Origin of the sequence: Williamsia phyllosphaerae, assembly GCF_014635305.1 — a bacterium.
Lineage (GTDB): Bacteria > Actinomycetota > Actinomycetes > Mycobacteriales > Mycobacteriaceae > Williamsia_A > Williamsia_A phyllosphaerae.
Genome location: NZ_BMCS01000003.1, coordinates 185,741 through 202,291 on the forward strand (window position 1 = coordinate 185,741; position 16,551 = coordinate 202,291).

16 protein-coding genes are annotated in these 16,551 nt (G+C 68.7%); 14 read left to right on the top strand and 2 right to left on the bottom strand.

Annotation, left to right across the window (positions count from 1 at the left end):
• The first annotated feature begins 11 nt into the window (after positions 1-11).
• From IEV93_RS19425 to IEV93_RS19480, 12 genes are all read left to right on the top strand, one after another.
• Positions 12-2,612, top strand: a complete 2,601-nt coding sequence (locus IEV93_RS19425; RefSeq protein ID WP_188492119.1) for a [protein-PII] uridylyltransferase — start codon at positions 12-14, stop codon at positions 2,610-2,612.
• Between the two features lie 4 nt (positions 2,613-2,616).
• A complete protein-coding gene (gene ffh / locus IEV93_RS19430) occupies positions 2,617-4,164 on the top strand; it encodes a signal recognition particle protein (RefSeq protein WP_188492121.1) in 1,548 nt (515 codons plus the stop codon).
• Positions 4,165-4,181: 17 nt separating this feature from the next.
• Positions 4,182-5,270: an amidohydrolase family protein gene (locus IEV93_RS19435; RefSeq protein WP_188492123.1), complete on the top strand. Its 1,089-nt coding sequence runs from the start codon at positions 4,182-4,184 to the stop codon at positions 5,268-5,270.
• A gap of 160 nt (positions 5,271-5,430) precedes the next feature.
• Positions 5,431-5,925, top strand: a complete 495-nt coding sequence (gene rpsP, locus IEV93_RS19440) for a 30S ribosomal protein S16 (RefSeq protein WP_188492125.1) — start codon at positions 5,431-5,433, stop codon at positions 5,923-5,925.
• Positions 5,922-6,164, top strand: coding sequence for an RNA-binding protein (locus tag IEV93_RS19445; protein ID WP_188492127.1), 243 nt, complete (start codon positions 5,922-5,924; stop codon positions 6,162-6,164). The genes rpsP and IEV93_RS19445 overlap by 4 nt, the downstream gene beginning before the upstream one ends.
• 13 nt (positions 6,165-6,177) lie before the next feature.
• Positions 6,178-6,693 (top strand): ribosome maturation factor RimM, encoded by a 516-nt coding sequence (rimM, locus tag IEV93_RS19450; RefSeq protein WP_188492129.1) that lies wholly within the window; start codon positions 6,178-6,180, stop codon positions 6,691-6,693.
• A 35-nt stretch (positions 6,694-6,728) separates the two neighbouring features.
• The gene (trmD, locus tag IEV93_RS19455; protein WP_188493210.1) at positions 6,729-7,430 is read left to right on the top strand and encodes a tRNA (guanosine(37)-N1)-methyltransferase TrmD; all 702 of its coding nucleotides are present in this window, start codon (positions 6,729-6,731) and stop codon (positions 7,428-7,430) included.
• Positions 7,431-7,439: 9 nt separating this feature from the next.
• Positions 7,440-8,372 carry a hypothetical protein gene (locus IEV93_RS19460; protein ID WP_188492131.1) on the top strand — a complete coding sequence of 311 codons (933 nt, stop codon included), beginning with the start codon at positions 7,440-7,442 and terminating at the stop codon, positions 8,370-8,372.
• A 77-nt stretch (positions 8,373-8,449) separates the two neighbouring features.
• The gene (gene rplS / locus IEV93_RS19465) at positions 8,450-8,791 is read left to right on the top strand and encodes a 50S ribosomal protein L19 (protein WP_188492134.1); all 342 of its coding nucleotides are present in this window, start codon (positions 8,450-8,452) and stop codon (positions 8,789-8,791) included.
• A gap of 72 nt (positions 8,792-8,863) precedes the next feature.
• Positions 8,864-9,739 (top strand): signal peptidase I, encoded by an 876-nt coding sequence (gene lepB / locus IEV93_RS19470; RefSeq protein ID WP_188492136.1) that lies wholly within the window; start codon positions 8,864-8,866, stop codon positions 9,737-9,739.
• Between the two features lie 13 nt (positions 9,740-9,752).
• Positions 9,753-10,463 (top strand): ribonuclease HII, encoded by a 711-nt coding sequence (locus tag IEV93_RS19475; RefSeq protein WP_188492138.1) that lies wholly within the window; start codon positions 9,753-9,755, stop codon positions 10,461-10,463.
• A 10-nt stretch (positions 10,464-10,473) separates the two neighbouring features.
• The gene (locus IEV93_RS19480) at positions 10,474-10,797 is read left to right on the top strand and encodes a DUF2469 domain-containing protein (RefSeq protein WP_188492140.1); all 324 of its coding nucleotides are present in this window, start codon (positions 10,474-10,476) and stop codon (positions 10,795-10,797) included.
• Positions 10,798-10,813: 16 nt separating this feature from the next.
• Here IEV93_RS19480 and IEV93_RS19485 read toward each other — a convergent pair whose 3' ends face one another.
• On the bottom strand, positions 10,814-12,706 hold the full coding sequence (locus tag IEV93_RS19485; RefSeq protein WP_229705343.1) for a DHA2 family efflux MFS transporter permease subunit: 1,893 nt from the start codon (positions 12,704-12,706) through the stop codon (positions 10,814-10,816).
• Positions 12,707-12,715: 9 nt separating this feature from the next.
• Positions 12,716-14,137 (bottom strand): condensation domain-containing protein, encoded by a 1,422-nt coding sequence (locus IEV93_RS19490; RefSeq protein ID WP_188492142.1) that lies wholly within the window; start codon positions 14,135-14,137, stop codon positions 12,716-12,718.
• 493 nt (positions 14,138-14,630) lie between these two features.
• Here IEV93_RS19490 and IEV93_RS19495 point away from each other — a divergent pair, with 493 nt between their 5' ends.
• Together IEV93_RS19495 and IEV93_RS19500 are read left to right on the top strand one after the other, a co-directional pair.
• Complete coding sequence (locus IEV93_RS19495) at positions 14,631-15,602, top strand: alpha/beta hydrolase (protein ID WP_188493214.1); 972 nt, start codon at positions 14,631-14,633, stop codon at positions 15,600-15,602.
• Complete coding sequence (locus IEV93_RS19500; protein ID WP_188492144.1) at positions 15,569-16,528, top strand: glycosyltransferase; 960 nt, start codon at positions 15,569-15,571, stop codon at positions 16,526-16,528. Before IEV93_RS19495 ends, IEV93_RS19500 begins: the two co-directional genes overlap by 34 nt.
• Positions 16,529-16,551: the final 23 nt, after the last annotated feature.

The window sequence follows — 16,551 nt, forward strand, 5'->3', positions numbered from 1 at the left end:
CGAAAGCACCTGTGCCCTTCGTCACCAGCGGGAACGATTCATCCGGTGAATCTCGCAGGGGAGGCCCCGCGTCCGACGCCACGTCGAGCGCGGGGCCTCCGCCGTCCGCGACAACACCGCCGTCCCGAACAACTCCCACGGCCGCAACCGATCTCGTCGCGGCACGGAAACAACTCCTGCGCCGCACCGACGGCGCCAAACGCACCGACGCACCGGCCCTGCGTCAGGTCATGGTCGACCTGCACGACTTCTGGCTGACCACCAAGGGTGCTGAGCTCGGGGTGCGACCCGACAGCGGCTTCGCCATCGTCGCGGTCGGTGGCCTGGGCCGAGGAGAGTTGCTCCCGCACTCCGATCTCGACCTGATCCTGCTGCACGACGACATGGATCCCGCGGTGGTCTCCGAGGTCGCCGACGGTCTCTGGTACCCGCTGTGGGACGCCCACATCAAGCTCGACCACAGCGTGCGCACCGTTCCGCAGGCGCTACAGGTCGCGGCCACCGACATGAGCGCGGCACTCGGCCTGCTCGAGGCGCGTCACATCGCGGGCGACGAATCGCTCACCGAACTGCTCATCACCGGCGTCCGTCGGCAGTGGCGGGCCGACATCCGCAACCGGTTCGTCGAGCTGGTCGATCAGGCGGGGGACCGGTGGCGCCGTGGCGGCGACATCGCGCACCGGGCCGAGCCGGACCTGAAGAACGGTCGGGGCGGACTGCGCGACGTGCAGATGCTCGGTGCGTTGGCGATCGCCCAGCTCACCGACGGCATGGCCAATCTGCGTCCGGACTCGCCGGGCGCCGGTCTGCAGGTCGCCTACACCCGGCTGCTCGACATCCGCACCGAGCTGCACCGCATCGCCGGCCGACCCCGCGAACAACTGCGGGCGCAGGACGCCGACGAGATCGGCGCGGCCCTGCGCATCGGGGACCGTTTCGACCTCGCTCGGGTGATCAGTGACAGCGCCCGCACCATCAGCTACTCCGTCGACGTCGGCCTGCGGACCGCGGGCAACGCCCTGCCGCGGCGGGGCCTGGCCATGCTGCGCCGTCCGCCCGTGCGGCGTCCCCTCGACGAGGGGGTCGTCGAGCACTCCGGCGAGGTGGTGTTGGCGCGCAACGCGATACCGAGCAAGGACCCCGGCCTGATCCTGCGGGTGGCCTCGGCCTCGGCGCGCACGGGCCTGCCGATCAGTGCCTCGACCCTCAGTCGCCTCGCCGACTACGCCCCCGAACTGCGGGAGCCGTGGCCGTCGGAGGCGCTCAGCGATCTGCTCGTGCTGCTGGGCACCGGTCGACACATGGTCGCCCCGATCGAGGCCCTCGACCGCACCGGACTGTGGGGTCGACTCCTGCCCGAGTGGGGAGCGGTCCGCGACCTCCCGCCGCGCGACGCGATCCACACCTGGACCGTCGATCGCCACCTCGTCGAGACCGCGGCCAACGCCTCGCGCATGACCACACGGGTCGCGCGTCCGGACCTGCTGGTGCTCGGTGCCCTGATCCACGACCTGGGCAAGGGGCGCGGCGCCGACCACAGCGTGGTCGGGGCGGAGCTGGCCACGCAGATCGGCAACCGCTTCGGCCTGTGGCCCGACGACGTCGCGACCCTCTCGGCGATGGTCCGTCACCACCTGCTGCTGCCGGCGACCGCAACCCGCCGCGACCTCGACGACCCGGCCACCACCCGCGACGTCGTCGACGCCCTCGGTGGCGACCGGTTGCTGCTGGAGTTGCTGGCCGCGTTGGCCGAGGCCGACTCCCTGGCCACCGGACCCGGCGTGTGGGGCGACTGGAAGGCGTCGCTGATCGGTGAACTCGTCCGTCGCTGCCTGCGCGTCATGGACGGTGAGGAGCTGCCCACCCCCGAACCGCTCACCGACGACCAGCGCGCGCGGGCCGAGGCCGGTGGCGTGTTCGTCGACATCAGACCCACCGAGAACGCGCACACCCACCTGGTCACCATGATCGCCCCCGACTCCGACGGCGCCCTGTCGAAGATGGCCGGGGTGTTGGCGCTCAACGGATTGCGCTGCCACAGCGCCACCGCCCAGTCGCACGCGGGCAGTGTCGTCGACACGTTCATGGTCATCCCCGCGTTCGGTGATCCCCCCGACGCCGGGCTGCTGCGTCAGCAGTTGCTGCAGGCCACCGCGGGCACCATCGACGTCCTCGCGCGGATCGACGCCCGGGAGCGGGAATCGCCCATCCCCACCGCGCCGCCGCCGGTCAACGACCCCGACGGCGCACCCGTGGCGGTGCCGGCACTGTTCGCCCTCGCCCCGCCTCGGGTGCTGTGGATCGACCCCACCCCGTCGCCCTCGCAGGCCGACGGCGCACCGCGCACCGTCCTGGAACTGCGCGCGGCGGACCGCTCGGGACTGCTCAGTCGCGTGTCGGCGGTCATCGAGGCGCACGGCGTGGCCATCGAGTGGGCCACGGTCGCCACCATGGGCGGGACGGTCGTCGACACCTTCGGTCTGCGGTTGACCGAGGACTCCGCCGATCTGCGGTCGCGACTGTCCGACGCCGTCATCGCGGTGGTGCCACCCCCGGAGCCGCCGCGGGAGACCGACGACGAGCAGGGATCGTCCGGCGTGCCGATAGGGTAGGTCCATGTTCGATTCGCTGTCCGACCGGTTGACCGGGGCACTCAAAGACCTACGCGGCAAGGGCAAGCTGTCCGACGCCGACATCGACCGCACCTGCCGGGAGATCCGGCTCGCACTGCTCGACGCCGACGTGTCGCTGCCGGTGGTGCGTGGCTTCATCGCCCGGATCAAAGAGCGTGCCAAGGGTTCGGAGGTGTCGGGGGCACTCAACCCGGCGCAGCAGATCGTCAAGATCGTCAACGAGGAGCTCGTCGGGATCCTCGGTGGCGAGACGCGGCGCATCAACTTCGCCAAGACCCCGCCCACGGTCATCATGCTCGCCGGCCTGCAGGGTGCCGGTAAGACGACTCTCGCGGGCAAGCTGTCGGCGTGGCTCAAGAAGCAGGGACACACCCCGCTGCTGGTGGCCTGCGACCTGCAGCGCCCCGGTGCGGTCAGCCAGCTGCAGATCGTCGGTGAGCGCGCGAACACCCCGGTGTTCGCGCCGCACCCGGGGACGTCCATCGGGGGTGAGGGCGAGCTCGGGGTCAGCGCTGCCGATCCCGTCGAGGTGGCCCGCGCCGGTATCGCCGAGGCCCGCTCGAAGCAGCACGACATCGTCATCGTCGACACCGCAGGCCGTCTCGGCATCGACACCGAGCTGATGGCCCAGGCCGCGGGGATCCGCGACGCCGTGCAGCCCGACGAGATCCTGTTCGTCGTCGACGCGATGATCGGTCAGGACGCCGTCACCACCGCCGAGGCGTTCGCCGAGGGTGTCGGGTTCACCGGCGTCGTGCTGACCAAGCTCGACGGTGACGCGCGCGGTGGTGCCGCGCTGTCGGTCCGCGAGGTCACCGGCCGACCCATCATGTTCGCGTCGTCGGGCGAGAAGCTCGACGAGTTCGACACCTTCCACCCCGACCGCATGGCCAGCCGTATCCTCGGCATGGGCGACGTGCTCTCGCTGATCGAGCAGGCCGAGGAACACTGGGACGTCGCGCAGGCCGAGGCGACCGCGGCCAAGATCACCCAGGGTGAGCTGACCCTCGAGGACTTCCTCGAGCAGATGCTGATGATCCGCAAGATGGGGCCGATCGGGAACCTGCTCGGCATGCTGCCCGGTGCCGGTCAGATGAAGGACGCCCTGTCCCAGGTCGATGACAAACAACTCGACCGGGTCCAGGCGATCATCCGCGGCATGACCCCCGCCGAGCGCGACAACCCCAAGATCATCAACGCCTCACGCCGCCTGCGGATCGCGAACGGTTCCGGTGTCGCGGTCAGCGAGGTCAACCAACTCGTCGACCGGTTCTACGACGCCCGCAAGATGATGTCGCAGATGTCGGGCCGCATGGGCATGCCCGGCGGCAACCGGAACAACCGCAAGAAGGGCAAGAAGGGGAAGAAGGGTGGCCGCGGTCCCACGCCGCCCAAGAACCGCACCGGCATGCCGGGCATGCCCGCGGGCTTCCCGGACCTGTCGAACATGCCCGCCGGACTCGACCAGATCCCGCCCGGTCTCGAGGGGATCGACATCTCGCAGTTCCAGCCGCCGAAGAAGCGCGGCTGAGTCGTCATGCGGCGCCGATGACCTCGGACGTTCTGCACGTCCGGGGGCGGATCCCGGGAGTCGACGGGACCTCCGACGACCGTGAGGTCGACCTGTGGACCGTCGACGGACGAATCGTCGACGGCCCCGTCGCCGACGCGCAGACCGTCACGGGCGGGTGGATCGTCCCTGGGCTCGTCGACGCGCACAACCATGTCGGTATCGCGCCCGGCCTCGGTGTCACCATCGAGCGGGCACGCGGGTTCGCGCACGCCGACGCGAAGGCGGGCGCGCTGCTGATCCGGGAGGTCGGGTCACCGCTGGACACCCACCCGCTCGACAGCGATCCGCGCAGCCCGCAGTTCATCCGGGCGGGACGACACATCGCCCGACCCAAGCGGTACCTCCGCGGCTACGGGGTCGACCTCGACGACCCCGACCACCTGCCCGACGAGGTGCGCAGGCAGGCCCGCGACGGTGACGGCTGGGTCAAGATCGTGGGGGACTGGATCGACCGAGAGGTCGGCGACCTCGCCCCGCTGTGGACCGACCGCCAACTCGCCGACGCCGTGGCCGCCGCGCACGACGAGGGCGCCCGGGTGACCGCGCACGTCTTCGGCACCGACGCCCTGCCCGGGCTGCTCGACGCCGGGGTCGACTGCATCGAACACGGCACCGGTCTCACCGACGAGCTCATCGCGACCATGGCGCAGCGGGGGATCGGTCTGGTGCCGACGCTCATCCAGGTGGACAACTTCCCGGGCATCGCCGAGGGCGCGGACCGCTTCCCGACCTATCAGGCCCACATGCGCGCTCTGCACGACGGCGCCCGCGAGGTGTTCTCCGCCGCCCATGAGGCGGGGGTGCCCATCTTCGCGGGAACCGACGCGGGCGGGTTCGTCGAACACGGCCGCATCGTCGACGAGGTGGTCGCGTTGCAGCGCGTCGGATTCGACGCCGCCGGCGCGCTGGCCGCGGCCACCGACCTACCGCGGGCATGGCTCGGGGCGGGGATCCTGAACGTGGGCGACCGCGCCGATTTCCTGGTCCTCCGGGACGACCCCCGGACCGATCTGGAGACGCTTCGCGATCCGGTCGCGGTCATCTGCGGCGGCATCGTCCTGTAGACGGATTTCGCCGCGGGTTCACCGTCTGGCAGAATGGCCTGCTGGTTCGTCGGACGCGGTCATGGCCGCCCGACGGTCACACCATTCGACATCGCAAAACCGGGCCCACCACACCGGGTGGGTCGCTGAATTGCATCGTGACCACGCAGAAAGAGAACACATGTCTGTCAAGATCAAGCTCACCCGCCTCGGCAAGATCCGCAACCCGCAGTACCGCATCGTCGTCGCCGATGCCCGCACCCGTCGCAACGGTCGTGCGATCGAGACCATCGGCAAGTACCACCCCAAGGAAGAGCCCAGCCTCATCGAGGTCGACTCCGAGCGCGCGCAGTACTGGCTGGGTGTCGGCGCACAGCCGACCGAGCCGGTCGAGGCCATCCTGAAGATCACCGGCGACTGGCAGAAGCACAAGGGCCTGCCGGGCACCGAGGGCACCCTCAAGGTCAAGGAGCCCAAGACCAGCAAGCTCGACCTGTTCAACGCGGCGCTGGCCGCCGCCGACAGCGAGCCGGCCGCCGAGGCCACCACCCCCAAGAAGAAGGCCGCCAAGAAGGCCGACACCGCTGACGACGCGGCCGCCACCGAGGCGCCCGCAGCCGAGGCGACCGACGCTCCCGCAGCCGACGCCGGAGACGCCGCCAAGGCCGACGCGTGAGCGCTGTCGTCGCCGACGCCATCGAGCACCTGGTCCGCGGAATCGTCGCGAACCCGGACGAGGTCCGCGTGGACATGATCACGGGCCGCCGGGGCCGTCTCGTCGAGGTGCACGTGCACCCCGAGGATCTCGGCAAGGTCATCGGCCGCGGCGGACGTACCGCCACGGCTCTGCGCACCCTGGTCACCGGCATCGGTGGACGCGGTCTGCGCCTGGACATCGTCGACACCGATCGCTGATCGCATCCCCTCGATGGATCTCGTCGTCGGCAGGGTCGTCAAGGCCCATGGCGTCCGCGGCGAACTGGTCGTCGACGTCCGCACGGACGATCCCGACGACCGGTTCGCCGACGGCGCCACGTTGCGTGGCCGTCTGCCCAAGGGGCGGGGCGACCGCGACTTCACGGTCACCGGCGCACGCGAGCACTCCGGTCGCCTGCTGCTGACCCTCGACGGGGTCGACGACCGGTCGGCCGCCGACGACCTGCGCGGCGTGCTCTTCCTGATCGACAGCGCCACAGTCGATTCCGGCTCCGACCCCGACGAGTTCTACGATCACGAACTCGAAGGGGTCGGCGTCCGGACCGTCACCGGCGACGACATCGGCATCCTCTCGGAGATCCTGCACCTCCCCGGCGGCGACACCCTCGTGGTCCGCACCCAGGGGGGCCGGGAGATCCTCGTGCCGTTCGTGACCGACATCGTCCCGACCGTCTCGCCCGACGGCATCGAGATCGATCCGCCCGACGGCCTGCTCGACCTGCAGTGACCGGTCCTGCTCGGACGTCCGACACGGCGCCGACGCTGCGCATCGACGTCGTCTCGATCTTTCCCGAATACCTGACGCCGCTGCGCGCGGCCCTGCTCGGACGCGCCATCGACCGGGGCATCATCTCCGTCGACGTCCACGACCTGCGCGACTGGACCCACGACGTCCACCGCGGTGTGGACGACTCGCCCTACGGTGGCGGCCCCGGCATGGTCATGAAGCCCGAGGTGTGGGGTCCGTGCCTCGACGACGTCTGTCCCGACGACGCCCTGCTCGTCGTCCCCACTCCCGCAGGCGTGCCGTTCACCCAGGCGATGGCCGAGGAGTTCAGCCGCGAGCGACACGTGGTGTTCGCGTGTGGACGCTACGAGGGCATCGATCAACGGGTGGTCGACGACGTCGCGCGGCGGACACGCGTGCTCGAGGTGTCCATCGGCGACTTCGTCCTCATCGGCGGCGAGGTCGCGACCATCGCGATGGTCGAGGCCACCGTCCGACTCATCGACGGCGTACTCGGCAACGCCGCGTCGCACCAACAGGATTCGTTCTCCGACGGCCTGCTCGAGGGGCCGAGCTACACCCGCCCCGAGGTCTGGCGCGGACTCGCCGTACCCGCCGTCCTGCGCAGCGGTGACCACGCGCGGATCGAGGCCTGGCGACGCGAGGAGTCACTGCGCCGCACCAGGGAGCGCCGACCCGATCTGCTGGGGACCGACGACCCGGTCGAACCGGACTAGCCTGACACCGTGCATCACTGGTTCACGCACGACATCGTCGACGGTGGCCGACTCCCGCTGTTCCTCTTCTTCATCGGATTCGTCGTCGGGTTCGTCTGTACCCGCGTCAGCGTGCGCCTCATCCGCGCTCAGGTCCGGTGGTGGTTCGGCAACATGAGCACGGGGGAGACCCACGTCCACCACATGGTGTTCGGCGTGGTGCTCGTGCTCGTCTCCGGCGTGGCCCTGATCGCGGTCTCGCTCACCGGGTCGCAGACGACGGCGTCGGTGCTGGCCTGCCTGTTCGGGGTGGGGGCGGCGCTGGTCCTCGACGAGTTCGCGCTGATCTTCTACCTGCGCGATGTGTACTGGGCCGAGGAGGGGCGGGCCTCGGTGGACGCGGTGTGGGCGGTCCTCGGAGCCACCGGGATGGTGTTGCTCGGTTTCCGTCCGCTGGAGCTGTTCCAGACCTCCATCTTCGCCGACGACGCGAGCGTGGCCGAGATCGTCGTGGAACTCGCCGTCGCCGCGGCGAGCCTGGGGCTCGCGGTGATCGTCCTGCTCAAGGGCAAGATCTGGACGGCGCTGATCGGCATCTTCGCGTGGCCGTTGCTGCTCGTCGGTGCCCTCCGGCTCGCCCGTCCCGGATCACCCTGGGCGCGCTGGCGCTACACGCGGCGTCCCAGACGGATGGCGCGGGCGATGAACCGCGAGCGGAAGCTGCGGCGCCCACCCATCCGGGCGAAGATCTACCTCCAGGACCTGATGGCGGGACGTCCGGACGTCCCCCGCGCGTTCTCCGAGGCCGAGTCGGTGCTCGACGAGGTGGTCCACGCCGCGCCGGCGCCGGACCCGGCGACATCGATTTCGTCCCGGCGGGGTCGCTCTGGCACAATGGTCGGGTTGCCGTTCGAGGGTCGCTCGACCATGTCGAGCCCCCGTTCCGGCGATCCACACGACTAGAGCACGAACCGGTCGAACCGCTCACGCGGCCGCCAGGTTCCTCTGCTCCCAGTGAACGCCCATGATTGGACCACCTGATGAACACCTTGGACTTCCTCGACAAGCGGTCGATGCGCGACGACATCCCCGACTTCCGGCCCGGCGACACCCTTGACGTCCACGTCAAGGTCATCGAGGGCTCGAAGGAGCGCGTCCAGGTCTTCAAGGGTGTCGTCATCCGTCGCCAGGGCGGTGGCCTGCAGGAGACGTTCACCGTCCGCAAGGTCTCGTTCGGCGTCGGTGTGGAGCGCACCTTCCCGGTGCACAGCCCCACCTTGGCCAAGGTCGACGTCGTCACCCGTGGTGACGTCCGTCGCGCCAAGCTGTACTACCTCCGCGATCTGCGTGGCAAGGCCGCCAAGATCAAGGAAAAGCGCTGACATCAGCGTTCGGCGGGCCGGTCCCCGACCGGATCCGTCGCCACGCCGTCGCGGTCCACTAGGCTGAGCGGCGTGCCCGATACCCCCCGCCACGGCAGCCCGACCGACGACGATCTCGGTGCCGATCGCCCGGATCGCAACGACTTTCGGGAACCCGAGGCCACCGAGTCGTCGAATCGCCCGTGGCGGTCGCGCGCAGATGCGGCGCCGGCCAAGAAGCGCTCGGTGCTGCGCGAAACCGTCATCATCGTCATCAGCGTTCTCGTCCTGACCTGGATCCTGCAGACCTTCATCGGTCGCCAGTACGTGATCCCGTCGGAGTCGATGGAGAACACGCTGCACGGATGCGCCGGATGCACCAACGACCGCATCGTGATCGACAAGCTGTCCTATCGCTTCGGCGATCCCGAACCCGGCGACGTCGTTGTCTTCAAGGGGCCCACGTCCTCATGGGACGAGGGCTGGACGTCTCCCCGGTCGTCGAACACGGTCGTCCGCGGACTCCAGGACGGACTGTCCTGGTTCGGATTCGCCCCGCCGGACGAGAACGATCTGGTCAAACGCGTCGTCGCCGTCGGCGGTCAGACCGTGCAGTGCCGCAACGCGGACAAGGTCGGCGTCACCGTGAACGGCAAGCCGCTGTCCGAGCCGTACGTGGATCGTTCTCTGCAACAACAGGACACGACCATCAACCCCGGTCTGCTCGACGATCAGGACGGGTCGACGCTGAACAGCTGCCTCGGCGCGGACTTCGGGCCGATCACCATCCCCGAGGGCAACGTCTGGGTGATGGGCGACAACCGCGGCAACTCCGCGGATTCGCGCTTCCACATCACCGACGAACTCCGGGGCACGGTGCCGATCTCCGACATCCGCGGCAAGGTCCGGTTCATCATCTATCCGTTCTCGCGCATAGGTGGGGTCGGCTCCGACAACCCGCAGAAGTAGCGGGCGTGCGTCGATGAGTCGGTGGCCACCCCGTTCGCCGATCCGGCGGGCGGCCAGTCTGCGCACCTACGAGTTCGCATTGCACAACAGCGGTCTCGGCCCCGTGGCCGGTGTCGACGAGGCCGGTCGAGGCGCATGCGCCGGTCCACTCGTGGTCGCGGCGTGCGTCCTCAAACCGACACAGCTGGTGTCGCTGGCCGACCTCGACGACTCGAAGAAGCTCAGCCCGGCCGTCCGGGAGAAGCTCTACCGTTCGGTCGTCAAACACGCACTGAGCTGCAGTGTGGTCATCGTCGACGCAGCCGAGGTCGATCGCATCGGTATTCACGTCGCGAACATCGAGGGGATGCGCCGCGCGGTCGCCACCCTGACCGTCCCGCCCGGCTACGTGCTGTCGGACGGGTTCGTCGTCCCCGGGCTCACCGTGCCGTCGCTGCCGGTGATCGGGGGAGACGGCGCCGCGGCCTGCATCGCGGCCGCGAGCATCCTGGCCAAGGTCACCCGCGACCGGATCATGGTCCAGATGGAGCGCGACCTGCCCGGCTACGCCTTCGACATCCACAAGGGCTACAGCACCGAGCTGCACATGTCGGCGCTCGACCGGCTCGGTCCGTCACCGCAGCATCGGATGTCCTACCGCAATGTCCGTGAGCGGGTGCGGCCCGTCGGCGAACCCGTCGCCCTCGACGCATCCGCTGCGAACCCGGCGTCACGAAACCACTAGGCTGGACCGCATGAGTGCTGAGGATCTCGAGAAGTACGAGACCGAGATGGAACTCTCCCTGTACCGCGAGTACAAGGACGTGGTCGGCCAGTTCACCTACGTCGTGGAGACCGAACGGCGCTTCTACCTCGCGAACTCCGTCGAGATGGTGCCCCGCAACGCCGACGGCGAGGTGTACTTCGAACTCCGGATGTCCGACGCCTGGGTGTGGGACATGTACCGGCCCGCCCGCTTCGTCAAGCAGGTCCGGGTCATCACGTTCAAAGACGTCAACATCGAGGAACTCGAGAAGTCCGAGCTGCGCCTGCCCGAGGACGGCGCGCTGCCCGACTGATCTGCCCCTGGGAGGGTCAGGACCGCAGCCGGTGCCGGCCCGTCGCCGACACCCGGGGATCGTCGTCGGTCACGACCGGGATCTCCGCTGACGTCGCGACCATCTCGGGCGGACGTTTACGCAGCCCGAGGCTCAGCAGCGCCAAACCGAGTGCGGTTCCGGCGATCGTCCACATGATGACGACGAACGCCCCGAGGAACGAGTGTGCGGCGACATCACGACCCGCCTCGCGGATCGCCGGCGCGGCCTGACGGGCGATCGTCGACCGCATGTCGGTCCCGTTCGACGGAGCCGAGGCGGTGCCCGCGCATCCCGGCGGCACCACCTCGGGTCGGGCCGAGGCCAACTGCTCCCGCGCGCACCGGGTGAACTCGTCGACGACGAACTGCTGCACCGATCCCGGTACCTCGGTGGTCGTCAGCCGCTGCGTCAGGACCTGACCGCCGTCGCGCACGGCCGGAACCGACTGGTCGGCGACCTGGTTGAAGAAGAAGATGCCGATCACGGCCAGACCGATCGACGCGCCGACCTGTTGGACGGTCGGGATGGAGCCCGACGCCGAACCGACGGTGGCCGTCGAGGTCCCGGACAGGATCGTGGCCTGCAGCGGCGCCACGAACAAACCCGTCCCCATCCCGCCGATCGCCAACGGGATGAGGACCGAGGCGATGTCGAGGGTCCGGGCCGACGGGTCGATGAGCAGCGCGACCCACCCGACCGACACCGCGAAGAACACCATTCCGACCGCGAGGGTGCGGGCTCCGATGCGGTTGACCAGCAACGGCGAGGTCAGCGACCCGATGGCCGCACCGACGGCGAACGGCAAGGTGATCAGCCCGGTCCGCAACGCGGAGTACCCCAGTCCGAACTGGGTGGTGATCGACACCGCGAAGAAGAACGCCGCGAACACACCGAAGAACAGCAGCGACAGCGTGGCCCCGACGGCGAAGGCCCGGTTGCCGAACAGGTCCAGCCGCAACAGTGGGTTACCGCCGCGTCGGAGCAGACGGCGCTCGTAGATCACGAACGCGACGAGCAGGACGATCGACACCGCCAACAGGCCCAGCAGCCAGGTGGGCCATCCCTGCTCACGACCCACCGCGAGGGGATAGATGAGGGCGAACAACCCCGCCGAGGACAGGATCGCGCCCACCACGTCGAGCGGCTCGTGCTCGGCGGAACGGATCGACGGCAGGTAGCGGAACGCCATCGCGCACGCCACGACGCCCAGCGGCAGATTGACCAGGAAGATGGTGCGCCACCCGAGGCCGAGCACGTCACCCGATATGAGGGCGCCGCCCAGGACCGGACCCAGCATGGCGGCGATACCCGCCGTCGCGCCGTAGAGTCCGAACACCGCGCCGTGCCGAGACCGCGGGAACATCGCCGAGATGATCGCGATCGTCTGCGCCGACGCGCAGGCGGCGGACACGCCCTGCAGACCACGCAACACGATCAACTCGGTTGCGCCCGTTGCAGTCCCGCAGAGCACCGAGGTCACGGTGAAGCCGATCAACGCGCCCAGGAAGACCCGGCGTCGTCCCCACAGCTCGCCCAGTCGCGATGCCGTCATCAGGGTGCACGCGAAGGCCAGGGTGTAGACGGTCAGCACCAGCAACTGGTTCGACGACGTGGCGCCGAGATCGGTGGACAGGCTGGGCAGGGCGATGTTGACGATGGTCGTGTCGACCATCTGCATGAACACCGCGATCAGGCAGGCGCTGAGGGCCAGCCAGCTCCGCGCCGACGGCTCCGCGGTACCCGGTGGATCCGCGAAGGACATGCCGTCGAGCGCGCCGAGGGCACGGATGGCCCGGTGGTCGATGGGTCGGGTGTCGCCGTCGGCGAAGGCCGGCAGACGGATCGGCGAGGTGTCGTCGATCGAGAAGGTCGAATGCCGGCCGGCCATCAGCGGCCCCTACTTCGCGAGCACGGCCACCGAGGGGACGTAGTCACCGGTCGCTGCGATGGTTGAGAAGATCTCGAGCATACGGTCGACGTAGAGCTTGATCGACGTCTCGGCTTCGTCGGTACGTGGGTAGAGGAAGCTCATCTTGGTGCCCTCCGGGAAGCGGTTCACCCAGATGAACACCTCTTCGGAGCTACCGCGGTTGCCGAACACCGAGAAGTTGACCTTGTCGAACATGTCGCCGCCGGGGAGTTTGCGTACGTCGAGGTAGCTGACCATCGGGACCGACCAGCCGGCCGGGATGCTGATGGTCGAGTCCTGCGGCACCAGTTCGAGCACGCGGTGCAGCGACACCTCCGACATGGTCTTGCCCTCGTTGAACGACTGCTGTGTGGCCTCGACGATCGAGGTGAAGCTCGAGCCGTCGGTGATGTCGACGCACACCGGGATCAGGTTGGTGAACCACCCGACGGAGGCGAACTCGCTCGCGGTCGAGCGGGTGTTCTTCGGGGTGAAGCCGAAGTACTTGGTGCGGTTGGTGAACTCGTGACTGACCAGTCCTGCGATGGCCAGGACGCCGGCGGCGAACCCCGCGCCGTTCGCGTGGCAGGCGATGTCGACCCGCTCGGCCTGCTCGGGGGTCATCAGATCGACGGTCGTGAACGCGCTGCGGTTGTAGTCCGCGGTGGACAACCCGAGATCGAGCGGGAAGTGGGGGAGTTCGCCGTCGTTCTCCTCGAGCAGCTCGATCCACTTGCGGACCTGGGGGGTTTCCAGGGTGAGTTCGCGTGAGATGTCCCGTTCGCGGCGGCAGAAGTCGATGTAGCTGCCGACGGGCATGAGTTCCGGTGCGTCGGTGGATATCTCGCGCTGGTAGGCCGACATCAGGTCGACACACGACAGGGCCTGTGAGATGCCGTCGGAGTTGAGGTGATCGGCGGCGAGGTAGACGACGAAACGCCCGTCGTGCTCGATGGTGCCCAGGGTGAAGCAGTCCCAGTTGAACGGGCCGGGCGTCTGCGCCTCGACATGCTCACGGATGTCCTGGCTGCTGGAGATGTAGGTGGAGTCGGTGGGGACGAAGTCGACGATGCTCGGGTCGATGACGTGGCGGGTGATCTCGTCGTCGTCCATCGAGAACCAGCTCAGAAAGGTGTCATGGCGACGGAGGAACACGTTGATCGCGCGGGTCATCGCCTCGACGTCGAGTTCACCCTGGATCTCGAACGCCAGCAGGCACAGACGACCGAAACGAAAGCCTGCGTCCTCGTGGCGCTGAGCGGCGCGGAGATAAGCTTCCTGCTGGTAGGAGGGGCCGACGGGGTGTGTCGGGGCATGTCCGGCCGCGGCGACCGAGGCCAGCGACGCGACCCAACTCGTGACCCTGCCCGGAGACGGTTCCCACTCGTCGATCAAACCGAAGTTGATCATGATTTTTTCTCCCCTCGCGAACCCCTGGCCGTGCACCACGTCGAGTAGCGTTCCCCCGCACCGCGTCGTGATCAGGCTCACTGGTTGTATCACGAGTCGATGTGCATCCGAAAACATCAGCGATCATTGATGACGGCCGAATGCGAGAAGCAGTGTCCGCGTTGAATACTCGCACGGTTCCCCTCCCGTACGATAGTTATGGAGGGTACCGTGGGTGGTTCACAGCGGCAACCGATGCGGTTCGTGACGTGTGACATCCGGGCCACGTCTGTGATGTGTCCCATGTCGCGCGAATCCCGACTGTGGTCCGAGCCAGCGCGCTGCGGCGTGGTCGATCGGTGTGACCCACGTCAACTATTGTGGCCTCAGTCAGGCCGCGAGGGCGTGCCGACTTCTCAAGGGGAGGATTGCCGGGGTGAGAGGTTTTCTCTCTGCGGGTACGCGACGACGAGGTCGTCGGTGGTTGAGTGTGTCGACTCTGGGTGCACTGTCGATGGCGGTCGTGGCGACCGCACCGATGCTGGTGGCGGCGCCCGCGGCGGCGGCACCGCTGTCGATCGGTGGAGCGACGATCACCCGGACCGTGGCTCAGGCCGACGGCGTCCGCGACGTCTACGTCCGATCGACCGCCATGAAGGCGGAGATGCTGGTGAAGGTGCTCCCCTCGCGGGTGAACGCAGCCACGTCACCGACGCTGTACCTGCTCAACGGCGCCGCCGGCGGCTACAACGGCAGCAGCTGGTTCGACCAGACCGACGTCATCAAGTTCTTCGCGGACAAGAACGTCAACCTCGTCGTGCCGGTGGGTGGGGTGGCGAGTTACTTCACCGACTGGCGTCGTGACGACCCCAAGCTCGGTCATCTCAAGTGGTCGACCTACCTCACCAAGGAACTCCCACCGCTGATGGATGCGGCCTACAAGGGCAGCGGCCGCAACGCCATCGCGGGCATCTCGATGGCGGGCACCTCGGTGTTCCAGCTGTCGCTCGACGCCCCCGACCTCTACCAGGGGATCGGCGCCTACAGCGGATGCGCGATGACCAGCGACCCCATCGGGCAGGCGTTCGTGAAGCTGACCGTGGCCCGTGGTGGCGGCAACACGCTGAACATGTGGGGACCGTCGACCGATCCGGAGTGGGTGCGCAAGGACCCCTACGTCAACGCCGAGAAGCTGCGCGGTAAGGCCATCTACGTGGCCGCGGGCACCGGTGTCCCCGGGCAGTACGACAACATCAACGCGCCCGGGATCAAGGGGAACGTGACCGCACTCGCCGAGCGGATCGCGGCAGGCGCGGTCATCGAGAGCGCGACCAACTACTGCACCCAGCGCATGCAGACCCGTCTGCGTTCACTGAACATCCCGGCGACCTTCCGACTCAACTACCCCGGCACGCACAGCTGGCCCTACTGGCAGGACGACCTGCACAATTCGTGGCCGATGTTCTCGACGGCACTGAACCGGTGACCGCAGGCGGCGCGGTCGGCGACGGGTTCGTCGCTGTCGGCCGCCTCGCCGCCAGGTCGTGGGTCCACCCCGACTGGTCGGTGGCCGATCTGGTCGCCGCCAAGGGTGACCGATCGGTGTCGGTGGTCGTGCCGACGCGTGATCACGCCGATGTCGTCGCCGATGCGCTGCACGGCATCCTCCCGCTGGTGGGCACGCTCGTCGACGAGGTGGTCGTGGTGGACGCGGGGTCGACCGACGCCACGATCGACCGCGCGGAGTCCCGTGGGGTGCGGGTCGAGACGTGCACTGCTCGCGACGCAGGAGACAGGTCCGGCCGCGGCGAGGCCATCTGGCGATCGCTCGAGGTCACCGACGGCGACATCCTGGTGTTCGTCGACCCACGACTCGACGCCCCGGTGGCCGCGCTCATCGGACCACTGCTCACCGACGACCGGTTGTCGCTGGTCAAGGGCTTCCGGAGACGGCCCACGCCACGGGTCGGCGAGGTGGACAACGGCGCCGGCCGACTCACCGAACTGCTGATCCGGCCGCTGCTCGCCTCGCTGCGCCCGCAGTTGATCGACATCGTGTCCCCACTCGGCCGCGAATTCGCCGCGTCGCGTGCGCTCCTGACCACGCTGCCGATCGCGCCGGGTCCGTCGGCGGACATCGGGATCCTCCTCGACGCTCTGGGTACCCGGGGGATCGAGTCGATCGCTCAGGTCGGGCTGGAGGAGGCGCAGGAGCACGATCCGGCTCTGACCGAGCTCGGACCCATCGGACGGCAGATCGTCGCAACGCTGATGGATCGGTCCGGTGTCGTCGATTCCGGAGCGCCCCTGACCTCCTATCGCGCGTCCGAGGGAGGATTCGAGGCCCACCGGGCCCATCCCACCCTGCGTGATCTGCCGCCCATGTCGACGACGAATCTGACCGTCCGCTGAGTTCGCGCCCGGCTGCCCGGGGA

What these genes read in the sequence shown, in the direction of transcription:
- ffh (WP_188492121.1), top strand. Translation starts at nt 2,617, where the DNA reads ATGTTCGATTCGCTGTCCGACCGGTTGACCGGGGCACTCAAAGACCTA.
- IEV93_RS19485 (WP_229705343.1), bottom strand. Translation starts at nt 12,706, where the DNA reads ATGGCCGGCCGGCATTCGACCTTCTCGATCGACGACACCTCGCCGATC.
- rplS (WP_188492134.1), top strand. Translation starts at nt 8,450, where the DNA reads ATGAACACCTTGGACTTCCTCGACAAGCGGTCGATGCGCGACGACATC.
- IEV93_RS19495 (WP_188493214.1), top strand. Translation starts at nt 14,631, where the DNA reads ATGGCGGTCGTGGCGACCGCACCGATGCTGGTGGCGGCGCCCGCGGCG.
- IEV93_RS19490 (WP_188492142.1), bottom strand. Translation starts at nt 14,137, where the DNA reads ATGATCAACTTCGGTTTGATCGACGAGTGGGAACCGTCTCCGGGCAGG.
- IEV93_RS19475 (WP_188492138.1), top strand. Translation starts at nt 9,753, where the DNA reads ATGAGTCGGTGGCCACCCCGTTCGCCGATCCGGCGGGCGGCCAGTCTG.
- rpsP (WP_188492125.1), top strand. Translation starts at nt 5,431, where the DNA reads ATGTCTGTCAAGATCAAGCTCACCCGCCTCGGCAAGATCCGCAACCCG.
- IEV93_RS19435 (WP_188492123.1), top strand. Translation starts at nt 4,182, where the DNA reads ATGACCTCGGACGTTCTGCACGTCCGGGGGCGGATCCCGGGAGTCGAC.
- IEV93_RS19480 (WP_188492140.1), top strand. Translation starts at nt 10,474, where the DNA reads ATGAGTGCTGAGGATCTCGAGAAGTACGAGACCGAGATGGAACTCTCC.
- rimM (WP_188492129.1), top strand. Translation starts at nt 6,178, where the DNA reads ATGGATCTCGTCGTCGGCAGGGTCGTCAAGGCCCATGGCGTCCGCGGC.